10 protein-coding genes are annotated in these 17,417 nt (G+C 46.2%); 3 read left to right on the top strand and 7 right to left on the bottom strand.

The features are described from left to right. Positions 1 to 567: 567 nt before the first annotated feature. Entirely contained in the window at positions 568 to 2,835 is a 2,268-nt protein-coding gene (psaA, locus tag J7545_RS05395; protein ID WP_318700029.1) for a photosystem I core protein PsaA, read from the top strand. 19 nt (positions 2,836 to 2,854) lie between these two features. Next, entirely contained in the window at positions 2,855 to 5,074 is a 2,220-nt protein-coding gene (gene psaB / locus J7545_RS05390; RefSeq protein WP_318700030.1) for a photosystem I core protein PsaB, read from the top strand. A gap of 140 nt (positions 5,075 to 5,214) precedes the next feature. On the opposite strand, the gene pap is transcribed toward psaB, so the two are convergent. From pap to J7545_RS05365, 5 genes are all read right to left on the bottom strand, one after another. Further along, complete coding sequence (gene pap, locus J7545_RS05385; protein ID WP_318700031.1) at positions 5,215 to 6,702, bottom strand: polyphosphate:AMP phosphotransferase; 1,488 nt, start codon at positions 6,700 to 6,702, stop codon at positions 5,215 to 5,217. 320 nt (positions 6,703 to 7,022) lie between these two features. Next, complete coding sequence (locus tag J7545_RS05380; RefSeq protein WP_318700032.1) at positions 7,023 to 8,129, bottom strand: metal ABC transporter solute-binding protein, Zn/Mn family; 1,107 nt, start codon at positions 8,127 to 8,129, stop codon at positions 7,023 to 7,025. A 59-nt stretch (positions 8,130 to 8,188) separates the two neighbouring features. Further along, complete coding sequence (locus J7545_RS05375; RefSeq protein WP_318700033.1) at positions 8,189 to 9,853, bottom strand: hypothetical protein; 1,665 nt, start codon at positions 9,851 to 9,853, stop codon at positions 8,189 to 8,191. Positions 9,854 to 9,906: 53 nt separating this feature from the next. Then, positions 9,907 to 10,953, bottom strand: coding sequence for a sensor domain-containing diguanylate cyclase (locus J7545_RS05370; protein ID WP_318700034.1), 1,047 nt, complete (start codon positions 10,951 to 10,953; stop codon positions 9,907 to 9,909). A 24-nt stretch (positions 10,954 to 10,977) separates the two neighbouring features. Then, positions 10,978 to 11,433 carry a response regulator gene (locus J7545_RS05365; RefSeq protein WP_318700035.1) on the bottom strand — a complete coding sequence of 152 codons (456 nt, stop codon included), beginning with the start codon at positions 11,431 to 11,433 and terminating at the stop codon, positions 10,978 to 10,980. A gap of 289 nt (positions 11,434 to 11,722) precedes the next feature. Here J7545_RS05365 and J7545_RS05360 point away from each other — a divergent pair, with 289 nt between their 5' ends. Then, a complete protein-coding gene (locus tag J7545_RS05360) occupies positions 11,723 to 12,607 on the top strand; it encodes an alpha/beta fold hydrolase (protein ID WP_318700036.1) in 885 nt (294 codons plus the stop codon). Between the two features lie 261 nt (positions 12,608 to 12,868). On the opposite strand, the gene J7545_RS05355 is transcribed toward J7545_RS05360, so the two are convergent. Further along, the gene (locus J7545_RS05355) at positions 12,869 to 13,774 is read right to left on the bottom strand and encodes a hypothetical protein (RefSeq protein ID WP_318700037.1); all 906 of its coding nucleotides are present in this window, start codon (positions 13,772 to 13,774) and stop codon (positions 12,869 to 12,871) included. A gap of 1 nt (position 13,775) precedes the next feature. Continuing rightward, positions 13,776 to 17,405: a CHAT domain-containing protein gene (locus J7545_RS05350; protein WP_318700038.1), complete on the bottom strand. Its 3,630-nt coding sequence runs from the start codon at positions 17,403 to 17,405 to the stop codon at positions 13,776 to 13,778. Positions 17,406 to 17,417 lie beyond the last annotated feature (12 nt).

The following is a 17,417-nucleotide window of genomic DNA, read 5'->3' as shown; positions in this document are numbered from 1 at the left end:
CGACATCCTTAATCCCTTGCACGTTAAAGTACAGCGCTATTTTATCACCAACCTGGAAGTCTCTAAACTGGGTCTCCTTCATTCCATTGAGTTTTGTAAATATTATTGATAGATTATTGACTTTTGTTCTGTTTTTTGAACAAAAAGCTATCTGAAGATTTAACCCCACACTTGATGAAGGCAAATTTGAATTATTGTTAAGTAGCTTCCTCAAAGGGAAGACAAGTCCTATAATTCACAGTCAGTACACTACTTAAAACCGGTGACCTTCTGGATCGCTTGATCCTAGTGAAACCTTCGGAGTATCGGGATCAAAGAGAAAAGGCTATAAAAGGGCAATGTCCTGAGTAAGGAAATTAAAATTCCTCAAATTCAGTAACAAAGCTTTACATAGCCCCACATCTTCAAAAAAAACCGCTCTTGAACATCAAGAAATCTAATCTTGAACATCAAGAGATAGCCGAATAGATCCCAAAACCACGTTAAAGTCCCTCACAGAACTAACCCGATTAAGTAGTGCCTAGCGTTCTGTAATGACGCTACTTGTCTAAAGAGAGGAGAGTCTCAATGACAACTACCCCAAAGGAGCAAAAAGCAAAGGCGAGGGTGGTCGTCGATAAAGACCCAGTCCCCACTTCATTTGAAAAATGGGGCAAGCCGGGTCATTTTGACAGAACCCTAGCTAGAGGACCCAAAACCACAACCTGGATTTGGAATCTTCACGCCGATGCTCACGATTTCGATAGTCATACCAGCAATCTAGAAGACGTATCTAGAAAAATCTTTAGTGCCCATTTCGGTCATTTAGCTGTTGTCTTTGTCTGGCTAAGTGGCGCTTACTTCCACGGTGCTAAATTCTCAAACTATGAAGCTTGGTTGAGCGATCCTCTCGGAATTAAACCGAGTGCCCAAGTGGTTTGGCCCATTGTCGGCCAAGATATTCTTAACGGTGATGTTGGTGGTGGATTCCACGGAATCCAAATTACCTCTGGGTTATTCCAACTCTGGAGAGCCTCCGGCTTCACCAACTCTTACCAACTCTACTGCACCGCGATTGGTGGGTTGGTGATGGCTGGCTTAATGTTATTTGCCGGTTGGTTCCACTATCACAAAGCAGCTCCCAAACTGGAATGGTTCCAGAATGTGGAGTCGATGATGAACCATCATCTATCTGTACTGCTCGGTTGTGGTTCCCTCGGTTGGGCCGGTCACCAAATCCACGTTTCCTTACCGATCAACAAGTTGTTGGATTCTGGAGTAGCTCTCAAGGATATTCCCTTGCCCCATGAGTTTATTCTCAATCCCAGCTTGATGACGGAACTATACCCCAGTGTAGAGTGGGGAGGTCTCGGTGGAATCCAGCCTTTCTTTACCCTGAATTGGGGTGCTTTCAGTGACTTTTTAACCTTCAAAGGTGGACTCAATCCGGTCACTGGTGGATTGTGGTTGTCTGATACAGCCCATCACCATGTGGCGATCGCCGTCCTCTTTATCATTGCTGGCCATATGTACCGCACCAACTGGGGTATTGGTCACAGCATGAAGGAAATCCTAGAAGCTCACAAAGGCCCCTTCACTGGAGAAGGCCACAAGGGATTGTATGAAATCTTCACAACCTCTTGGCACGCTCAACTGGCACTCAACCTAGCGTTGTTGGGATCATTGAGTATCATTGTGGCTCATCATATGTATGCGATGCCTCCGTATCCATACATCGCTACAGACTATCCGACTCAACTCTCCCTGTTTACTCACCATGTTTGGATTGGGGGATTCCTGATTGTCGGCGCGGGCGCTCACGCAGCTATCTTTATGGTTCGTGACTACGACCCTGCGAAAAATGTTGATAACTTGTTAGACCGGGTGATTCGTCATCGGGATGCAATTATCTCTCACCTCAATTGGGTTTGCATATGGCTAGGCTTCCACAGCTTTGGCTTGTATGTTCATAACGACACCATGCGTGCGTTAGGTCGTACCCAAGATATGTTCTCGGATACGGCAATTCAACTTCAGCCTATCTTTGCTCAGTGGGTACAGAATCTACATAATCTGGCTCCTGGTAACACAGCCCCCAATGCGTTGGCTAGTGTAAGTCCTGCCTTTGGTGGCGATGTCGTAGCTGTTGGTGGAAAAGTAGCTATGATGCCGATCGCGCTGGGAACAGCCGACTTCATGGTTCACCACATCCACGCCTTTACCATCCACGTTACGGTACTCATCCTGCTCAAAGGTGTTCTCTATGCCCGTAGCTCTCGTCTAGTTCCTGACAAAGGCAATCTGGGCTTCCGCTTCCCCTGTGATGGTCCGGGTCGGGGCGGTACTTGTCAAGTCTCAGGATGGGATCATGTCTTCCTGGGTCTGTTCTGGATGTACAACTCCCTCTCTATTGTGATTTTCCACTTCAGTTGGAAGATGCAATCGGATGTCTGGGGTACGGTCTCTCCGGATGGCAGTGTTAGCCATATCACCTTTGGTAACTTTGCCCAAAGCTCAATTACCATCAATGGCTGGTTACGTGATTTCTTGTGGGCGCAAGCATCTCAAGTGATTACGTCCTACGGGTCTGCTTTGTCCGCCTATGGCATTATGTTCCTAGCCGGTCACTTCATCTTCGCCTTTAGTCTCATGTTCCTCTTTAGTGGTCGTGGATACTGGCAAGAGTTGATTGAATCGATTGTTTGGGCCCATAATAAGCTCAAAGTCGCACCCGCGATTCAGCCTCGCGCCTTGAGTATCATTCAAGGTCGCGCTGTAGGGGTAGCCCACTACCTCTTGGGAGGAATTGTCACTACTTGGGCATTCTTCCTGGCTCGCATTATTGCAGTAGGATGAGGTCGAGAAGGACTTAAACATGGCAACGAAATTCCCCAAGTTTAGCCAAGACCTCGCACAAGATCCCACAACTCGTCGGATCTGGTACGGGATAGCTACCGCCCACGATTTTGAAACCCATGATGGAATGACGGAAGAAAATCTTTACCAAAAGATTTTCGCCTCCCATTTCGGTCATCTGGCAATCATCTTCCTGTGGACTTCTGGCAACCTGTTCCACGTAGCTTGGCAAGGTAACTTTGAACAGTGGATCAAAGATCCTCTCAATGTCCGTCCCATTGCTCATGCGATTTGGGACCCACAATTTGGACAAGCAGCGATCGATGCTTACACTCAAGCTGGTGCTGCTAACCCTGTAAACATTGCTTATTCTGGTGTCTACCACTGGTGGTACACCATTGGAATGCGGACGAATGGCGATCTGTATCAAGGAGCTATCTTCCTTTTGGTTCTAGCTTCGTTGATGCTGTTCGCTGGCTGGTTACACCTCCAGCCCAGTTTCCGTCCTAGCTTGTCTTGGTTCAAGAACGCTGAATCCCGTCTGAATCACCACTTGGCTGGTTTATTCGGTGTTAGCTCTCTGGCTTGGACCGGTCACTTAGTTCACGTCGCAATCCCCGAATCTCGCGGTCAGCACGTGGGCTGGGATAACTTCCTTAGCACTTTGCCTCACCCGGCTGGTTTGGTTCCCTTCTTCACAGGGAACTGGGGCGTATATGCGGAAAATGCAGATACGGCTGGTCATGTGTTTGGCACATCTGAAGGTGCAGGAACCGCAATTCTAACCTTCTTAGGTGGTTTCCATCCCCAAACTGAGTCTCTGTGGCTCACCGATATGGCTCATCACCATTTGGCGATCGCCACGGTCTTTATTATTGCGGGACATATGTACCGCACAAACTGGGGTATTGGTCACAGCATTAAAGAAATCTTGGGTGCTCACAATCCCCCAAGTGGAACTCCCTTTGGTGGAGCATTAGGTGAAGGACATAAAGGGTTGTATGACACCATCAACAACTCCCTCCACTTCCAACTCGGTCTAGCCTTGGCTTCCTTGGGTGTGATTACTTCTCTAGTAGCTCAACATATGTATGCTCTGCCTCCTTATGCTTTTATGGCTAAGGACTACACAACCATGGCAGCGTTATACACCCATCACCAGTACATTGCTGGATTCCTGATGGTGGGAGCTTTTGCTCACGGTGCGATATTCTTAGTTCGGGACTACGATCCAGAAGCCAATAAGAACAACGTATTGGCTCGGATGCTCGAACATAAAGAAGCTCTGATTTCTCATCTAAGCTGGGTTTCCTTGTTCCTCGGTTTCCACACTTTGGGACTCTATGTTCACAATGATGTTGTGGTTGCCTTTGGTACTCCTGAGAAGCAAATCTTAATTGAACCTGTATTTGCACAATGGGTTCAAGCTGCTTCTGGTAAAGCCATCTATGGCTTTGACTTCTTGCTGTCGAACGCTGATAGTGCTGCTACTTCCGCAGCTAACGGCGTTTGGCTTCCTGGATGGTTAGATGCTATTAACAGTGGTACTAACTCTCTATTCTTGGCCATTGGCCCTGGTGATTTCTTGGTTCACCATGCGATCGCCCTTGGTCTGCACACCACCACCTTAATCCTTGTGAAAGGTGCGTTGGATGCACGGGGTTCCAAGCTGATGCCCGATAAGAAAGACTTCGGTTACAGCTTCCCCTGTGATGGCCCCGGTCGTGGTGGTACTTGCGACATCTCTGCTTGGGATGCCTTCTACCTCGCCATGTTCTGGATGCTGAATACTCTGGGCTGGTTAACCTTCTACTGGCACTGGAAGCATCTGGCTATTTGGCAAGGAAATCTGGCTCAGTTCAATGAGTCCTCTACCCACCTCATGGGTTGGTTCCGCGATTACCTGTGGTTAAACTCCTCTCAGTTGATCAATGGATATAATCCCTACGGCATGAATAACCTGGCTGTTTGGGCTTGGATGTTCCTCTTCGGACACTTGGTCTGGGCAACTGGATTCATGTTCCTGATTAGCTGGCGTGGTTACTGGCAAGAGTTGATTGAAACGATTGTTTGGGCCCACGAGCGTACTCCTCTGGCGAACTTGGTTCGTTGGAAAGATAAGCCCGTTGCTCTGTCTATCGTTCAAGCCCGTGTAGTTGGTCTAGCTCACTTCACTGTTGGCTATGTCCTGACCTATGCAGCCTTCTTAATTGCCTCTACTGCGGGTAAGTTCGGTTAAATCCTTCTGGACCGATCATTAACTGATAAAAACCCCTCACCTTCGGGTGGGGGGTTTTGTTGTCTGATACAGCAGGGAAAGGGATAATCAAAGAATCAGGATTTGAAGCACCTGTTTCACAACGTGACAGAAGAGGAATATCATGGGTTTCTTAAACCCAGTTCGATCGCCTCAATTACAGACTCCAATACCTTCACTCGTGCATAAAGCTTATCGTTGCCAGCGACTACTGTCCAAGGAGCATTGGGTGTATGGGTACGGCCAATGGCCTGATTCACTGCGACCTCATATAATCCCCATTTTTCGCGGTTTCGCCAATCTTCATCAGTTAACTTATACTGCTTAAAGGGGTCATCCTGGCGAAACTCAAAGCGCTTTAACTGCTCTTCTGGACTTACATGAAGCCAAAACTTAACTAGAACATACCCTGCATCGGTCAACATGGCTTCAAATTCGTTAATCTCACGATAGGCTCTCCGCCATTGAGTATCGGTAGCAAAGCCTTCAATGCGTTCAACTAAAACCCGGCCATACCAGGTTCGGTCAAAAATACCAATTTTGCCAGAGGTCGGTAAATCTCGCCAAAATCGCCACAGATAATGATGCATTTTTTCCTCAGCCGTCGGTGCAGAAAAGGCTTTGACTTCATAACTGCGAGGATCTAAATTATCGGTTAAGCGCTTAATGGCTCCGCCTTTTCCAGCCGCATCCCATCCTTCAAATAAGGCTAATACGGGCAATTTAGCCTTAAAAATCTTCAGTTGTAATTCTTGCAATCTCATCTGAGCTTTTTTCAGCCGTTTCTGATACTCTTTCTTAGAGAAGGAAGCACTCAGATCGACCCGCGCCAGGAAATCCGGTTCTGTGGGTTCTAAATGCTCTTGGGGAGGAAGAGAAGGGGGAATGAGTTGACTTTGACTGCGATCTAAGGCTTCTCGCAGGGTAGCGGCTACGGTTTGTAATACTTTGACTTGGGCCCAGCGTTGACAGTTGCCTTCGACTAATGTCCAGGGGGCAAACCCAGTGCTGGTTTGAATAATCATTTCTTCTGCCAGCATCCGATAGTCGTCATACCGTTTGACCTGTTGCCAATCTTCATCCCTCACTCGCCAGGCATTGAGGGTGTCTTTGGCGTAGGCTTTGAGCCGTTGCTTGAGTTCTTTTTTACTCAGATGAATCCAAAATTTGGCGATCGCACAACCATCATCGCTCATTTGCCGCTCAAAAGCGTTAAGATGGCGCATCAGAGCGGGAACTTGAGCTTCTCGAACACGATTAAATAGCCGGTCTTCGAGAACATGGGTATACCAGCTATGGTAAAACAGCCCAATGCTGCCGTAGTGGGGGATTTTCTGCCAAAATCTCCAGAGGACAGGATAATTTTTTTCTTCGGTGTTTGGCGGCCAAATGGGATGCAGTGCAAATCCCCTGGGGTCCATATACCCAATCACTTTTTTGACTAGAGCGCCTTTACCAGCGGCTGCCCATCCTTCAAGCACGACGATCATGGGTAATTTTTTTTCCCAACAGGCGTGTTGAAGCGATCGCAACTGTTGCATCAGATCTTCTATTTCTATTTTGTAGCGGTGCTTGTCAAGAGAGCGATCGAGATCCAGTTGCTTGAGCATTCGTGTATATATCCTTGTATGGTTCTCGTTCTATGATCTGCGATCGCTTCCTGATTTTTCCAATCCTTTGGCTTATTTTTAATTTTGCACCCATATCCCATTCTGGACAACATGGAGAAATGACTTAATTCTTTTTACATATAATTTGATACGCTAAACCCATGGTAACTGAAGAGATTTCATGATGGAATATCACTCCTACAACACTCAATTCCCTGCTCTCACTTGCGCTTAACAAGGGGCACTCAGCCCCTTGCCTCTTAATGATCGATTAGGGGAAACCTTAGAAAGAAATGGTTTCAGGATTCAGAATAGTTAACTTATTCATTTAAAGCGTCAGCTAGATTAGTTGCATTTTGTTCCATAATCGTCAAATACATAGTGGGTTCAGTACTGGTTGAACCTCCTGTTTCGATTGGATCAAATGTACTAACTTCAATTTTGAGATCTTGAGCTAGAGTTTCAAAGGCTTTAGTATTTCCTTGCTGCTCTTGGAGTAAGGCTTGAATCTGTTCGGCTTGCACAATTTCGATCAAGCGGCGCACATCTTCAGGAGAGGGATTTTCTTCCGGAATGTCTACCAAGAATTCAGCTCTGAGACCATAACTCTGAGCAAAATAATTAGCAAAATCATGGAAGGTGATAAAGGTTTGTCCGGCGTAAGGTTTCAGTTGTTCGGTAATCTGAGCATCTAAACTGTTCAGTTCCTCGATAAAAGCCGCAGCATTTTGGGTATAAACTTCTGTTCCTTCTGGATCGGCAGCAATTAAAGCATCACGAATATTTTCGACTTGCTCAATTGCTCGTTTGGGATCGAGCCAAATATGAGGATCGAATTCTCCATGATCATGGTGACCATGCTCGCGATCGTGGTCGTGGTCGTGGTCGTGGTCATGATCGTGGTCATGATCGTGGTCGCGATCATCTTCATGACCATGGTCGCGATCGTCTTCGTCACCATGGTCGTGGTCATGATCGTCTTCATCACCATGGTCGTGGTCATCATGGTCTTGTTCTGCAAACTTTAATGGTTCAATACCGGAACTTGAATCAACGATGATTAAATCGGTATTCTCGGCATTGTTAATGAGGTCATCTAGAAAAAATTCTAGTTCTAACCCATTTTTAATCAATATATCCGCTTGGGCGATCGCCTGAACATCACCAGGTTTGGCTTGGAAGTCATGGGGGCCGATGTTGGTTGGTAGTAATTGTATGACTTCTGCGCGATCGCCCGCCACTGCCTTCGTAAATTGGGTAATCGGCAAAAATGTGGTCACTACCTCCAAGCCGTCTTGCTCTTCGACAACGGCTGTATTTTGCCCTGTAATGGGTTCAGTGCTGGAGTTAGAAACACAACTGACGAGAGATAGGGCAGTGAAAACCGCGATCCCCAATTGACTTACTCTCTTTCCTGGAATGATCATGGACTTAAATTAGAATGATTATCATTGTATTTTAGCAGGAGGAGCAAAAAAATGTTCGCTTATTGGCACTCTTTTTCCTCAAACCCACGATTGCCGGTCACGGAAATTAGACAAGAAAACTCTAATACACTCTCACCCGTTCCCTGATTATTGATAATCGCATTTCCTCGTCCTCCTTGAGAAGCCTTAACTACAATATTGCCATGGACTTGATTATTTTCAATTCTGACATTATTCATCCCACTTGCTCCTCGATTGGTATCGGCACTGACGTAAATATTCGATTCCCCAATTGGAGCGGGTAAGAGAAGATTATCCGCGATCGTCACATTTTCAATCTCAGGAATTTTATAAATACCAATATACGCATTACCTTGATTTCCCCGAATCACTGCCCCCTTAACCGACGTTCCTCCACAACATTCTTGAATTAAAATCCCTTCTCCATCCACACTCCAATACCGATTATCCATAATTTGATGGCGATACACCTGATACTCATTTCCCTCAATAGTAACCTGATGTCCTGACCAATCAATCCCTCTATTTTCAAACGTATTAGCATTTCTGGGTTGACGTAATCCTGTCGGGTGAGTCCACACTTGTTTTCGCCGTTGATCGTGAATTTCATTGTCTTTAATCACCAATCCTTGACCGGAAGCTTGAATCCCAGAGCGCATCGTATGATAAATCCAATTATCTCGAATCGTAATTCCGTGACGAAATAATCCAGGTTGAGTCCTGGGAGTTTCTGCTAAACCGAACTGGCCAGAGCGATTCACGGCAATCCCATGATGGGCGCTATAATCGAAAGGGACACGACTACCTTGAGCATAAGTAATAATCTGTTTTTTCTTCAGTCCTTTCACTTTATATCCCGGTTGCTCATAAGTATCGGTAATCCGATCGTTGATGCGATTATTGGCGACTAAAATATGTTCATAGCCATTAATTTTAAAATTGGCACTAAAGCGACTTGCAAACCGCATCCAAGCATCTTGAAAAGAGCGATCGGGTACTCGACTGTCAGGATAGGCAACATTATTACTACGAATCCCAAATAGGATGATATTTCGGTTCTTTGCTGAGTTCAAATCTGGTACAATCTGCACTCCTGCGCGATTAATATCTAAATAGACTAACCCTAGATTACTGTCTGTTTCAGGATGAGCCGTACGAATCGTCTTAAATGCCGTGTCGTTGGCAGTTCCTTCTCCCGATAACTGGGGTTTATACTCGGGGAAAACCAAACGGGAGCGGGGTTGAAAGTCATCGAATTTTGCGTTGGTTATCTTCGGACGCTCTCCCCGCAGAATAATTCTATTGTCTAAAACCAGATCCTCGGAAAATTCATAGGTTCCGGTGGGAAAATAGATGACTCCTCCCCCGTGTTCCATGGCTGTTGCTTTGGCTTGCTCAAACTGGCGATCGCTGTTTTCTCCCGGAAAGTCCTTAATATTATACACGCATCCCCAAGGTAAGCGATCGCTCCAGGGATAAGCCTCTTTTCCATACCAATCGGCGATCGGATTAGTTTCCAGAACTGAATAATCCGCAGGACAATCGAGATCTGCAACTTGAATAATAGATACCGGTAAAGGCTCTAGATTAATACTTTCTAGAAAGAGATTCAAAAATAGAATATAACTGAGCAAGCATAAAATACCCATCCACCCTATGCTAAAAACTAATTTCTTGTATTTCCTCCATAATTTGCGGTTCATAAATTTGACCGTTGTCTCCCCTCAGCACTTCCGCTGGAAACCTTTATAATCAATCAACACAGCTCGTTATCTAAAGGATGACAACAAAATCTATTTCTCCCTAACTTCTTAGCTTGATATAATGCCTGATCGGCAGCATTAATCAGAGATTTTACAGACCACTTATCGGATGGTATTACACTGCTAACTCCTAAACTCAACGTTACATACCGATCGATTTCAGACTCCTCGTGTATAATCTGCAAATCAGCCATTTCCTTCTGTAAACTACGAGCTACATCGCAAGCTCCATTCCGATTTGTACTGGGCAAAATTATAGCAAACTCTTCTCCACCATATCGAGCAACCAAATCCCCTGGTCTTCTCGCTGCTTTCGTCAATGCACCAGCAATTTCAATCAAACAATCATCCCCTGACAAATGCCCATAAAAATCATTATATTTCTTAAAATAATCTACATCACACAAAACTAAAGATAGACAGTTTTGTTCCCGCTTCATTCGCAACCATTCTTTTTCTAATACAGAATCAAAAACGCGTCTATTCGCTACCTGTGTCAATCCATCTCGATTAGCTAAACGTTCTAACTCTTGGTTCGCTATTTCTAGTTGTTGATACAATTTCGACTTTTCTAAAGGTGAAGCTAATTGATTGACAACTGCTTGAATTAAATCCACCAAATAATCCTGGCAATCTTCAACGCTTAATTTATAAAAAACTAGAATCGCTAAGACTCTTTGGTTGGCAACAATAGGGACACCAAAAACCGATTTAAATCCCGACTTTTCAGCCAATTTTTTACCCACACATAAATCATCTAAATAATCACAACAATCATGAATCCATTCTGGTTTTTGAGAGGTCCAAATTCTACCAGGCAAACCTTGATTAGGAGCCAAGGCAATCTGGGCACTTTTTTCTTGAAATTGCTCTCTTCCAGTTTCTAGACAAGGAATATAGGTTAACCAAGTTTCCTCATGATTAGGAATCCAAGCTTCTGCATAATCCCACAAGATATGACGGCAGACTCGATCTAAAACTTGAGAAATAGCCAGTTGAATATCAAAAACATCATTGATTATTTTAGTAACATCTAACATTAAACTCATCTCTCCTTGAGTTTTCTACAATTGTCTATTCTTGATCTCTAGAAAATTATTATTGAGTTGTAATTCTCGTTGTAAATCTCTTAATTCCAGATGATGTTTAACCCGAGCTAACAGTTCCTCCATTTGAAACGGTTTTGTCAAATAATCGGCTCCTCCCAATTGAAATGCTTTAGCCTTATCCATTCCTTCTTGAAGAGCGCTCAAAAAAATGACCGGGATATCAGAGGTTTTGGGATTTTGCTTCAGTTCTTGACAAAAAAGATACCCATTCATTTCCGGCATCATGATATCCAGAAGGATTAAATCAGGCTGGAAATGGTCAAGACTGGTGAGTGCAAATTTACCATTAGCGGCTAAACGAACTTCATAACCTTGCTGTTGCAAAACAGTTTTCAGTAGTCGAAGATTTTCTGTAAAATCATCAACGACTAACAGTTGTGGAGACAGGTTAGAATTAAAAGACTGAATCATGTTTTTAAATAAGAGTTGTATAAGCTACAAAGTTTAACTATAAAGACAATTCTCAATTATCAGGCTCAATCATCAAGATTAAAGCCATGTAAAGGGATAGAGTTTAGTAACTGAGATTCAGAGGACTAAAGATCTTAATTCTCATGATATGGCATGTTCAAATAATCAGCCATGCGATCGCACAAGCAATGGGTTGCGCGATCGCCCCCTACCTCACCTCTGACCCTAACCCCCAACTGTCAAAAGGGTTTAAAATCCAATCAGCACACCTGATATTCTCTCAAACCCTGTGACAACTCAACAGTTATCTCCAAAACTCTCAACCCCTCAAACCTGGCTCTGGCAAAACCATCGAATTATCTATACGGTTCAGGGCGAGGGTATTCCCCTTGTCCTACTCCATGGTTTTGGCGGGTGTGTGGGTCATTGGCGCAAAAATATCCCCATGTTAGCCCAGGCTGGATATCAAGTGTTTGCCCTCGATTTACTAGGGTTTGGAGCTTCAGATAAACCCCCTTTAGACTACTCTATGGATCTCTGGTATAGCCTGCTTCAGGACTTTTGGGCAACTCATATTCAACAGCCAGCCGTATGGATTGGTAATTCTATTGGCGGACTGTTGAGCTTAATGATTCTAGCCCAAACTCCAGAGCGGGGAAAGGCTGGCGTTTTGATTAACTGTGCTGGAGGATTGAACCATCGTCCTGAAGAGCTGAATTTTCCCTTACGGATAATCATGGGAGCATTTACCCGTTTGGTAAGTTCTCCGGTTACTGGGCCATTTCTGTTCAATCAGGTGCGACAAAAACATCGTATTCGCAGGACGCTCCACCAAGTCTATATGTCCTCCGAGGCTATTACAGATGAGCTAGTAGATTTACTCTATCAACCCTCCTGCGATCCTGGCGCACAAAAAGTCTTTGCTTCGGTATTAACTGCTCCTCCAGGGCCAAAACCGGAAGAGTTATTAACCCAAGTCAAACAGCCCTTGTTGGTCTTGTGGGGCGAAAATGACCCTTGGACTCCCATTAGTGCAGGTAAGCTGTATCGTCGTTTGGCTCAAACCCGCGCAGATGTTGAGTTTATCTCGATTCCGAATGCGGGTCATTGTCCCCATGATGAATATCCGGATTTAGTAAATCGGTTGATTTTAAGGGGTTTGACTCAATTTTGAAGTTAGCCAATCATCATAGCGCGATCGCCGGAAACCACAGTTTCGATGGTAGATCAATATTCTGACAGTAGAACGGGGATTTAGATTTTTGAAAGATCCTTATTTTTTAACCAATAGTGTCTTTCTGAAATCCCCTCACAGAATAAAAGCTTTAGGACTGCTGATGGGGCTGTACTTATTGGTTTGGCATGGTTATGCAATCCCGACTTTTGAGTTGATCTTTTCAGCAAAACACCACTGATAAAGGTTGCTACAGCGACCTTAGCGGCTAATGCCAAAAGCAATATAATTGTGGGGAATTAACTCGGTATGATCGTAATCGTTAACGACCTGACTTGTTTCAGCATCGTACACCCAATCGCTCCAGTCCCACACGCGCCTTTCTTTTTCTGGGATTTGCACGGCGACGTAAACCCCTTCAGCCAAACGGGCTCCTAGAGGATTGCTGCCAAAATCTAATCCCAAGTAAAAATCCTGCACGGGAACATTTTTTCGGCGACGAGCAATCGCTTTAGTCAAACCAACCGCCATCGCTGATAGAGGCGCGATCGCTGGCTGTACGGTTGACGATAGCTTAAGTCCAGCTTTAAATACGTCGGACTCCAAAAACTTTACAGCAGCCTCGTCTTCTTCGTTTTTGATATTGACCGTATAACACTTAAAAGGAATTCCATCATTACCGACATTCAACCCAACGAAGATAGGATAATTGATAATAGCCGCTCTTTCTCCTTCGCGCACGCGATAGGTGCTGTTGAAGTGCAAATGCTCTTGGGTGTTTTGTAATTGGTTTTGAGTATAAAAATCAAACAATATTTGGTGAGTGTCACCCCCAGGATAGGAGGCTACGCGCAAGCAGTTTAGCGTAATTTTAATACGAGCATTTTTGAGCGATAGGTCGGGATTAATATTTCCGGCAGATTTAATGGGAATAATTTTAGTGTTAGCAGGCACCGGAGCAATGTAGCCAAAGGTATGAGCGGCGTGCTGCCAGGGTCTTTCAAACAGACTCCATCCAGAAAAGGTACTTGCAGCCGGTTGCCGGTCTTCCGCTGCTAAGAGCGCTATAGCCAACTCCTCCTCTCCTATCTCGCGCAATTTGGCCGCTGCTTGCGTCACGGGCATTTTACCTATCGCGGGTAAGTCATCGAACCAGTTTACATTCATATTATTGACCTCGTTTGTGCCTTATAAGAACAATTAATTGCCTTGTCTTCTGAACGTCGTTTAAAGCTTTATCTCCATAGCCTTCGTAGTTGCTAAGAGCGGCCTCAGCAAAAAGCAAAGCATCGCTATACCGATTATCCCTTAGCAGATGCAAGGCTACATTGAAGCGGGTTCGGGCGGCTTGGTAAATATCTCCTTGGTCTTCTTCGTAACGAATGGCCTTCTGCCAGTGTTCCAAGGCAAGAGGAGAATAAGTAGCATCCGCTATGCTGTAGATGTTGCCAAGCTGGTTATGCACTAGCGCTAAGTAACTTAGCGCACCCGAAGGCAACAAATTGAGAGCCTTTTGGTAGCAGGCTAGCGCGTCATTGAGGTGATGGAGTTGGTCTTCCTGCGACTGCCCGGTGGCGATTGCTTCTTTGCATCGTTCGTAAGCTATCTGCCCCTGCTGTGCCAAAATACCGGCAATTTTTAGCGGGTCTTTCTCGCCAGGGACTGTTAAAGTTTCTAGATAGCTAGTCTCCGCTCGTGCTAAATCGCACAGATCGGGAACTGTCATATAGGCTTTACGAATATTGATGGCGGTAACAGCCGCACCCTCTCGGTCGCCTATGCGAAGCGACAGGTTGTAATCTTCCTCGTAAGCTATAAGACATTCGGGCGACCCTAGGTCACGCAGAATATCGCCCAACTGACTCAACGCTACCGCTAGGGTTCTAATAGCATCCCTTTGGCTGCCGTCTAACGATTCTGGAGGCGCGGCTAGAGATGGTTTGGCACGTTTGCGAGCTTCACGGACTGATAGCCGTTGCAAGCGTTCGGCCTTTTCCCACTGATGCCTTGCAGCGGCAACTTTTACGCGATATTCGGTAACGAGAATCCATAAAACCTCCCGCTCTGGAAGGGGTTCGTCACTGTCTGCATCGACGAACTCCGGTACGATTTCCTCTACCAGCCGCGCCCACTCCGAATGGTGTCCCGTATGTTCGTAAAGTGCCTTTAAACCTTGCATTGGATTTATAATTCCATTCCACCAGCTCCTTGCCAGCGATACTTCCCTTGCGTGGAGCAAGTTAGCCTCCTCCGCAGCGATTAAATTGACAACATTGCGCTTGCCTTTGTCATATTCGCGGTAGAAATAATCCCCCATATCGCCAATTGCTCGAACGTAAGCATGGATAGCTAAAGTTGCTTCCGATTCTTCTCCCTCAACGGAAGGAGACGCGGGGTAGTATCGGTCGAACAGGCGCTTAAAATACCACGGCAGGGCTGGGTGGATAGTGTAGAATCCGTTGCCGCGAGCAGTAAGCAGGCCAACCTCAGCAGCCCGGTCGAGCTTGGCAATACCAGCTTCGCGGGTCAAACCGCGCGTGGCAGGCACGCACCAGTCCTCATCGGGGTCGCCCATCCAACACAACACGTCCACATTTACAAAACCCTGAAATAAATGCAGCAATGCTAGTTGTTGGCGTTCCTCCTCTGTAAAGGCACGAGCAAAGCCGTAACTCAACGACACGCCCAATGACTTAGATCGCCCCTCCCTCTCGTCATCTTCAATCGCGGCTTTGCCCGTTCTTAGCCGAGCCACAAAATTCTCGACTTGCTGCTTGGTTTTCAATCCGTCATGCAGTGCTTGGCCTACTAGCACCGCAATCGTTAGTGGATTTCCCTGGCTGAATTGCAGCAAAGGCCACCAATCCCCTACCTCTATCAATTGATGTCCCAGCCTCTGGGCGATCGCCCGTGTCAGTTGCACCCGTTCCTGCATGGGCATTGGCGGTATTGCAATCCTGATAGGCTCTTCGCCCAACCACCCTCTCTCATCGCGACGGGAGGTAAGTAGAAACTTAGCCTGCGTCTGGCTTGCCTCCTGCAAAAATTTAGCCAGTTCGTCGCGCTCTTGGGAACTCCACGTCGACTCCGTGCCAGCAGGAAACCCAGCTACTGATTCGACGTTATCCCAAATCCACAGCACGGGAACTTCTCGCAATGCTAAAAGCGCCCAAGAATACCGCTCGCTATCGCTTAGCGCCAGCCAGCGAACTCCCCTTGTTTTTAACCAGCCCTCAAATGCTACGCCAACCTCGTCCAGCACTCGCCTCAAAGGCAAATATCGCTCGAAAGAGGAAAATAGCACCCGTCCCTTCACGCCCCCAGTTTGCGCGTACCAGCGGCCAAACTCAACAGCGGTACTCGTTTTGCCGCTTCCAGCATAAGAATGCAGCAGAGTAATGCGCCCCGTATCGAAAGCACGGTCGAGTGCCAGCAGGGTTTCGTCGCGGCCCAAGAAAAACGCATCGGGGGTTTTGGACGATTGCCATCTCCTTTCTTCACCTGCAAGCGGGGTATCGTTGTCGCTAAGGTTAAAGGCTTGTTTGAGAGTGTTGGCAGAACTGGGGAACGCCACGGGGGCTGCTTCGTAAACTATCGGCACCGTCCAGTCTTGCAATGGCAGCGGGCTTAAGGCAACTTCCCGAATCGGTTGAGCGCGTAACTGCTGGCGTCCTTTTGTGACGGCTTCGCCCAGTGTTTGACCTAGAGCTAAAGCCTCGTACAAATTAGCCACAAATTCGGCGGCGGTGAAAACATAAACGTTGTAGCGCATTGCCACCACGCCAGCCACGCCAGCATTTATTACCTCTTGTGCTAGAGAACCTAATGCGCTACTCCGGTTATCTGCAAGAGTTTGACCCGGTTTGCTAGGTGTCTCAATATAAGCCGAACGACAAGCATTAAGCACCAGCAAAGATACCTCCGTTTCCGCGAGCAACGAACCGAGCAACTGCCCGTGAACTAAGTCCTCCCGATCGCGAAGCGTCTCCGCAGGAGAATTGCCAGACTCGGAATCCGAACTTTCAAATATCAGGTAACCCCGCTTCTTTTTAGGAGGCTTGCCCGTTCTTTTTGCTCTGAGGTCTTCATAAATCCCGTGTCCGTCAAAATGGACGATTCGATAGGGAAATCCATCCTCCTTGGCTCTTCGCAAAACCTTCTCTAGCTCGTCATATGTTGGCGGGCGTAAAACGTCTAATTGAAAAACCTCGCTGCCGCCGTCTGTCAGCCCCTTAATCAACTTGGTTGCCACCGACCGAAACGCCACGTCTTTGCTACCTTGAGGGCGACAGATAACCATTAAAATCTTAATCTTGCTATTGCCGTAGCGAGTGGCTTGACTTTCCCGTTTTATTTGAAAATTGGTACGAACAAAGGCGCTTGCACCCAACGCTAGAGGCGTATTGCTGTACGGAACGCGCATGAGTTCCCACGGAATTGTCGCCGCATCAGAGTCCCCTTGAGAAGCGATTTCTATGCGAGCGTCGCCGATTTTATGGCGTAAAACTTCCCACAGGTCGCGGGTATCCTTGTTGGCGTAAAATACCTTCTCGAACAGTTCCGTTCCAATTTCGTACATCCGCCGTTCTATCCTACGGGCAATCTTGGGCGCGGGTTCTTGAGGGTATTGCAAAAAGTCTTCGAGATACCAGCGAATGTCTTCAAGCTCTTGCTCCTCAATTCTAAATTCAAAGTCTGCCGCCGCACTCTGGCTCACCTCTGAGCCTTCCAGGGTAATTGCAACCTGGTATTTATCTCCCTGGTTATCTCCTTGCTGGATAATTCTGACTGTCACCATTGACTTCTAGGT

It is taken from the genome of Roseofilum sp. SBFL, assembly GCF_017746885.1.
In the GTDB taxonomy this organism is placed as follows: Bacteria; Cyanobacteriota; Cyanobacteriia; order Cyanobacteriales; family Desertifilaceae; genus Roseofilum.
Note: the sequence above shows the minus strand (reverse complement) of the source record. Positions and strands in the feature narration are given on the sequence as shown.

Coding starts and splice junctions, on each gene's coding strand:
- psaB (WP_318700030.1), top strand. CDS start 2,855: ATGGCAACGAAATTCCCCAAGTTTAGCCAAGACCTCGCACAAGATCCC.
- J7545_RS05375 (WP_318700033.1), bottom strand. CDS start 9,853: ATGAACCGCAAATTATGGAGGAAATACAAGAAATTAGTTTTTAGCATA.
- pap (WP_318700031.1), bottom strand. CDS start 6,702: ATGCTCAAGCAACTGGATCTCGATCGCTCTCTTGACAAGCACCGCTAC.
- J7545_RS05365 (WP_318700035.1), bottom strand. CDS start 11,433: ATGATTCAGTCTTTTAATTCTAACCTGTCTCCACAACTGTTAGTCGTT.
- J7545_RS05355 (WP_318700037.1), bottom strand. CDS start 13,774: ATGAATGTAAACTGGTTCGATGACTTACCCGCGATAGGTAAAATGCCC.
- J7545_RS05380 (WP_318700032.1), bottom strand. CDS start 8,129: ATGATCATTCCAGGAAAGAGAGTAAGTCAATTGGGGATCGCGGTTTTC.
- J7545_RS05350 (WP_318700038.1), bottom strand. CDS start 17,405: ATGGTGACAGTCAGAATTATCCAGCAAGGAGATAACCAGGGAGATAAA.
- J7545_RS05370 (WP_318700034.1), bottom strand. CDS start 10,953: ATGTTAGATGTTACTAAAATAATCAATGATGTTTTTGATATTCAACTG.
- psaA (WP_318700029.1), top strand. CDS start 568: ATGACAACTACCCCAAAGGAGCAAAAAGCAAAGGCGAGGGTGGTCGTC.